The 5845-nt window shown below is 56.3% G+C and carries 8 protein-coding genes; 4 read left to right on the forward strand and 4 right to left on the reverse strand.

Annotation, left to right across the window (positions count from 1 at the left end; translation table 11 throughout):
• Together ACIQ5B_RS09940 and ACIQ5B_RS09945 are read left to right on the forward strand one after the other, a co-directional pair.
• Positions 1-331: type II secretion system F family protein (locus ACIQ5B_RS09940; RefSeq protein ID WP_397598881.1), on the forward strand; the 331-nt coding region annotated here is incomplete at its 5' end.
• A 21-nt stretch (positions 332-352) separates the two neighbouring features.
• Positions 353-1348 carry a type II secretion system F family protein gene (locus ACIQ5B_RS09945; protein ID WP_397598882.1) on the forward strand — a complete coding sequence of 332 codons (996 nt, stop codon included), beginning with the start codon at positions 353-355 and terminating at the stop codon, positions 1346-1348.
• Positions 1349-1372: 24 nt separating this feature from the next.
• On the opposite strand, the gene ACIQ5B_RS09950 is transcribed toward ACIQ5B_RS09945, so the two are convergent.
• Positions 1373-2380 (reverse strand): fumarylacetoacetate hydrolase family protein, encoded by a 1008-nt coding sequence (locus tag ACIQ5B_RS09950; RefSeq protein ID WP_397598883.1) that lies wholly within the window; start codon positions 2378-2380, stop codon positions 1373-1375.
• A 124-nt stretch (positions 2381-2504) separates the two neighbouring features.
• Between ACIQ5B_RS09950 and ACIQ5B_RS09955 the strand changes: the two genes are divergently transcribed.
• Positions 2505-3440 carry a C13 family peptidase gene (locus tag ACIQ5B_RS09955; RefSeq protein WP_397598884.1) on the forward strand — a complete coding sequence of 312 codons (936 nt, stop codon included), beginning with the start codon at positions 2505-2507 and terminating at the stop codon, positions 3438-3440.
• Positions 3441-3454: 14 nt separating this feature from the next.
• Here the strand turns inward: ACIQ5B_RS09955 and ACIQ5B_RS09960 are convergent, their stop codons facing one another.
• Positions 3455-3901, reverse strand: a complete 447-nt coding sequence (locus ACIQ5B_RS09960) for a MarR family winged helix-turn-helix transcriptional regulator (protein ID WP_397577617.1) — start codon at positions 3899-3901, stop codon at positions 3455-3457.
• 36 nt (positions 3902-3937) lie between these two features.
• Complete coding sequence (gene maiA / locus ACIQ5B_RS09965) at positions 3938-4570, reverse strand: maleylacetoacetate isomerase (protein ID WP_397598885.1); 633 nt, start codon at positions 4568-4570, stop codon at positions 3938-3940.
• Between the two features lie 93 nt (positions 4571-4663).
• Here maiA and ACIQ5B_RS09970 point away from each other — a divergent pair, with 93 nt between their 5' ends.
• Positions 4664-5086 (forward strand): DUF2147 domain-containing protein, encoded by a 423-nt coding sequence (locus ACIQ5B_RS09970; protein WP_397598886.1) that lies wholly within the window; start codon positions 4664-4666, stop codon positions 5084-5086.
• Between the two features lie 24 nt (positions 5087-5110).
• On the opposite strand, the gene ACIQ5B_RS09975 is transcribed toward ACIQ5B_RS09970, so the two are convergent.
• A partial coding sequence (locus tag ACIQ5B_RS09975; RefSeq protein WP_397598887.1) for an ABC transporter permease occupies positions 5111-5845 on the reverse strand: 735 nt, incomplete at its 5' end.

Below are 5845 nucleotides of genomic sequence, written 5' to 3' on the forward strand. Positions count from 1 at the left end.
CGCAGAATTCCAGTTTTTCGTCATCACCTTGGCCATTCAGCGCGAAACGGGCGGTAACTTGGCCGAAACACTCGCCAACCTTGCGGATGTTTTGCGTAAGCGCGCGCAGATGAAACTAAAAATTCGCGCAATGTCATCGGAATCGAAGGCATCGGCCTATATCGTCGGGTCGTTGCCATTTTTCGTGTTTGGTATGATCTGGACGATTAACCAGGAATATCTCGAAGGCTTCTTCCATGAACCACGTTTGATGATCGCCGGTGTCGTCGGCGCAGTGTGGATGGCGATTGGCGTGTTCATAATGGCCAAAATGGTCAATTTCGAAATTTAAGTTGGGGGCAGGATAGCAAAAATGACCAATCCGGGTGGACCTCAACTTTTGGGCATGGACGCCATGTGGCTCGCGACATTGCTTTGGGTCGTGGCGGGTATCGCTGTCGTGGTTGCCATATATTCAGTCGTTACCGTGCGCGATCCAATGGCCAAGCGCGTGAAGGCGCTGAACGAGCGCCGTGAGCAGCTGAAAGCCGGCATCACCGGCACAACATCGAAAAAGCGCGCCAAGCTTGTGCGCAAAACCGAAACGACAGATAAAATGCGCCAGCTGCTGTCAAAGCTTCAGGTTTTGCAGGACGATCAGGTTAAGGATGTGCAGCAACGACTGGCGCAGGCGGGCATTCGCCGCAAAGAGCTCGCGGTCTCGGTCATCTTTAGCCGTATGGTGATGCCGATCATTTTCGGTGGTGGAGCCGGCCTGTGGATTTATGCTCTGGACGGCGTACCCGACTGGAGCGCGATGAAGAAATTTGGTGCATTCGCAGCGGCGACGATTTTAAGCTACAAGGCCGCTGACATTTATCTGACGAACCTGGTGACGAAACGCACCGATGCCATCCGCAAAGGCCTTCCCGACGCGCTCGACTTGCTCGTCATTTGCGCAGAGGCTGGCTTGACCGTCGATGCCGCGTTTAACCGCGTGGCAAAGGAGTTGGGCCGCGGCTATCCCGAATTGGGCGATGAATTTGCGCTCACCGCCATTGAACTTGGCTTTTTAACCGAACGCCGGACTGCATTTGAAAATCTGGCGTACCGCGTCAATCTGGACTCGATCCGGGGCGTTGTTACGACCATGATTCAGACCGAAAAATATGGTACGCCATTGGCATCAGCCTTGCGCGTATTGTCGGCCGAATTCCGGAACGAGCGCATGATGCGCGCCGAAGAAAAGGCCGCACGTTTGCCCGCCATTATGACGGTGCCGTTGATCCTTTTTATTCTGCCGACACTGTTCATCGTTATTATCGGGCCAGCCGCCTGCTCGATTGGCGACGCGTTTTCGAAACAGTGAACGGGGCGGCATGCGCCGTCCCCTTCAGCCCAAATGCACGGTCTGTTCGATGGCACCGAAAATACTGTGGCCAGCATCGTCGCGGACTTCGATGCGGACGACATCCCCATCTTGCAGGAATGGCGTGGTCATTTCGCCCGTCGCGATTTTTTCGACCATGCGCACTTCGGCAAGACAGCTGTAGCCGAGCCCGCCATCGGCGACGGGGCGACCGGGACCGCCATCGGCATCGCGGTTGGACACGGTGCCTGAACCGATAATCGACCCTGCCCCCAAATTGCGCGTCTTTGCCAGATGCGCAATCAAGACACCGAAATCGAATGTGCAATCATCCGACGCTACCGCCCGGCCAAATGGCGCGCCATTCAGATCCACATTCAATGTCCGGTGCAGCATCCCGCCCTGCCAATAGGCCCCAAGGCTGTCGGGCGTTACGAACACCGGTGACAAAGCACTGGCGGGTTTGGACTGCACAAAGCCAAAGCCTTTTTCCAATTCCGATGGGATCAGATTGCGCAGCGATACGTCGTTCACAAGGCCCACAAGCTTGATATGCGACAGCGCGTCTGCGGGGTGCGTGCCCTTTGGCACATCGCCGGTGACGACAACGATCTCCGCCTCAAAATCGCAACCCCATGCTGCGTCAGCCAGCTGGATATCATCGCGCGCACCCATAAATTCGTCGGACCCGCCCTGGTACATTAATGGATCATGCCAAAAGCTTTCGGGCAAGACCGCGCCGCGCGCTTTGCGGACCAGTTCGACATGATTGACATAGGCAGAGCCGTCCGCCCACTGATATGCGCGGGGCAGCGGGGCGGCAGCGGCATGTTCATGGAAACGTTCGCGCGGAATGACGGCATGTTCCAGATCGGTCGCCAATGCCTCAAGCCGCGGCGCAATATAGTCCCAGTCATCCAGCGCGGCCTGCAATGTCGGCGCGATATGCGCTGCGTCGGCATACCAAGCGAGATCATTGGAAACGACAACCAGATGACCGTCACGACCCGACTTTAATGATGCAAGTTTCATAATCGCTCTCCTGCTTTTGCACATCATGCAACGATATTGCTGTTGCGGCAACTGCGCCTGTGCGTTTAGACATATCCGCATGGGGTTGGGGCTCGCCAAAATGCGAATGTTTCAAGCAAGTGCCTTGGCACTTTCCCTGTTCGTCTCCGGATCGGCGTTCAGCCAGCAACAAACCTTTAGCACCGCAGAGGCCGGAAAAAATGGCTGGGCGATGGAGCAGAACCGTTCTGCCAGCTGGTATCTTTCGCAACACACGCGCCTCACCAGCGCGATAGCAAATCTGCAGCCGCAAAAGCCCGGTGTCGTCGATGCCTATGTCATTTCGATTGGACTCGACTCGGACGCCGTGTTCGGGCGGGAATCGGCTGAAGCGGCAAAGGTTCTGGCGCGCCGCTATGGTGCAACGGGCAAAACGCTTTTCCTCACCGCTGGTGCCGACGATGCGCCATCGGGCGCGCCGCAGGGTTCGCCATCCAATCTTGCCGTCGCACTGGCCGCCGTTGCGGGCAAAATGGACCTGAAGGAAGACGTGCTGATTTTATTCGCCACCACCCATGGCGACCCCGTATCGGGGCTCGCCTATCGCGACGGCAACGACGGCGTCGGCATGATTGCACCGCAGCGATTGTCCGCGCTGCTTGATGGCGTGGGCATAAAGCGCCGCATGGTGCTGATCTCCGCTTGCTATTCAGGGATATTCATTCCGTTGCTGACCAACGACCAAACCGTCATTGTGACCGCGGCATCGTCGCAACGCACATCATTCGGCTGCGCGCCCGGCAATGACTGGACCTTTTTCGGCGACGCTTTGGTGAACAATGGCTTACGCAAGCCGCAGAAATTTGATGATGCCGTTGCCGAGGCGGTTCAGCTGATTTCTCGGTGGGAAAATATGTTGCAGCTTTTGCCGTCGCGGCCACAGGTCTTTGTCGGCGAGAATGCCCATGTCTGGCTTGATGCGCTCGAACGCAAAATGCCCAAGACTGAAACCCCGAAAATAGGCAGGCCCGCAATCGCCACCGATTATGAGCGTGCGAGCGAAGCCAACCCAGCTCGATAAGCCTGCGCGTAAAGCTAACCCAGCTCGATGACGCGTGCGCGTAACTGCGCCAGCATAATCTCCAACTGTTTCGCCTCACCGCTGCCCAATATCTTCTCAAGCTCGGCCTCTAACTGCAGCGCTTCAGGCACGATTTGGTCATAAAGGCTGCGGCCCGCGGCCGTCAGGGCCAAATGGTGAGAGCGCCCGTCGCTGCTGTTCGGCACACGGCTCACGAGCGCGCGTTCCTCCAGCGTTTTGCACGCACGGTTGACCGTCACCTTGTCCATTGCCGTTGCCGCCACCAATTCGCGCTGCGTTGCGACCTCCGCCTCCCCCAAAAGCGCCATCACCCGCCATTCGGGCACCTTCAGCGCAAATTTGCCGCGATAGGCGCGCGCGATCAGGTCGCTGACCGCGTTTGAGGTAATCGACAATTGATAGGGAAGGAAAGCGCTGAGCTTCAGGGTCTTTTGTGGCATAAAATTCACTCTGTTGTGGCTTGCACCGCGCGTGGGTCAGTCGGGCTTCACCTGATCCGGATGGGCGGCGATGAAGGCCGGCAAAGCCGTCAGCGCCGCATCAATCCGCGATAATTTGGGGAACTGGTCCAATGGTGTGTCCACCCGCCGCGCGTTGGCCATTTGCGGGACAAGGCAGACATCGGCAAGGTTTGGCATATCGCCACCAAATAGCCCATCCTCGGGCGCCATATTCTCAAGCGCCGTGAACCCTTCGATGATCCAGTGCCGGTACCATTTATCAACGGCTTCCTGCGACTGCCCCATTTCATCCTTCAAATAACGCAGCACGCGCAGATTATCGATTGGGTGAATGTCGGCGGCAATAATCAACGCCTGCACCAATGTTTTGGCCCGATCCGCAGCGTTGGATGACAGCATCGCCGGTTCGGGATATTTGGCATCAAGATAATCGATTATCGCAAGGCTTTGCGTCAGGTCATGGCCATCGATGGACAGCATGGGGACAAAGCCTTGCGGGTTGCGCGCGACATAGGCCGGTGCCTTTTGTTCATTTTCCAACAGGCTTGTCGGCACGCGTGTGTACGGCACATTTTTGAGATTGAGGACGATCCGCACCCGGTAACTTGCCGAGGAACGCCAATAGTCGAACAGGGTTATCGCATTCATGACGTCACAATTAGCATGGCGGTGGTAAAAGGCAAAAGCATTGCAGTACGGCCCGCCCTTGCATATGTCTGGCGCAGCTAAAAAGGACTGAGGATGACCGACGTGAAAAAATGGATGACCGCCGCTGGATTATTGATGTTGCCCTTATCGGTGCAGGCCGCTTCGCCCATTACGGGCAGATGGGTCACCCAAAGCAAGGACGGCGTAGTTGAAGTCTATCCCTGCGGCGAGAATATATGCGGCAGGCTGTCCAAATTCCTTGTGAACCCGCCAGCCGGTCCCGGCGCGAAAGACATCAACAATCCCGACAGGGCGCTGCGCAACCGGACAATCTTGGGCATGAATGTTTTGACGGGTTTCAAAGCGGCTGGCGATGAATGGAAGGGCCAGATTTACGATCCCAAATCGGGCAAAACCTATCGGTCGATTGTCTATAAAGGCAAATCGGGCAATCTGGTCGTCAAAGGCTGCATTGGGCCATTTTGTCAGGCCCAAACATGGACACCGGCGCGTTAAACACTAACGCACCGGACGCGGTCGTTAAGACCGCAATTTCCAACCCGAACGCAGCAGCAAGTAGCAGATGGTGCCAAGCACTATGTTCAGGCCAAGCAGCACAATCGCGCCAAAAATCACGGGACTGTCTGCGGCACCGATGAAGCCATAACGGAAACCCGATATTGCATAGAAGAACGGGTTGGCGTGGCTGATCGCCTGAAATGTCGGGGCCAGCTTATCAACCGAATAGAATGTACCCGACAGCAACGCCGCAGGGGCAACAACAAAATTGCTAACCACGGCCGCATGGTCGAATTTCTCCGCCCAGATTGATGTCATAACGCCGATAAGCGCCAGCATCATCGAACCCATCAGGCCAAACCACAATATCGCCCATATATGCACAGGCGTAACATGCACGCCCGGCCACAAAAGCATCGCGAGCCAGATTGTGCCGCCCACCAAAAAGGCGCGCGTCACCGCAGCAAATGTCAGCGCGGCCAAAACCTCTGCATTGGACAAAGGCGGCATCAGATAATCGACAATCGTGCCCTGCATTTTTCCGACCAGCAAAGAGAAGCTGGAATTGGCAAAGGCATTTTGCATCATACCCATGATGATGAGGCCGGGTGCGATGAAATCTGCAAAAGGAACGCCCAGAACCTGTGGCTTCACGCTTCCCAAAGCCACGGTGAAAATAATAAGATATAGCAACGTCGTGATGGCCGGTGCCCATACCGTTTGCATCTGCACCTTAAAGAAGCGGCGCACTTCTTT

The sequence above is a fragment of the Sphingorhabdus sp. genome (assembly GCF_044374345.1).
Taxonomy (GTDB): domain Bacteria; phylum Pseudomonadota; class Alphaproteobacteria; order Sphingomonadales; family Sphingomonadaceae; genus Sphingorhabdus_B.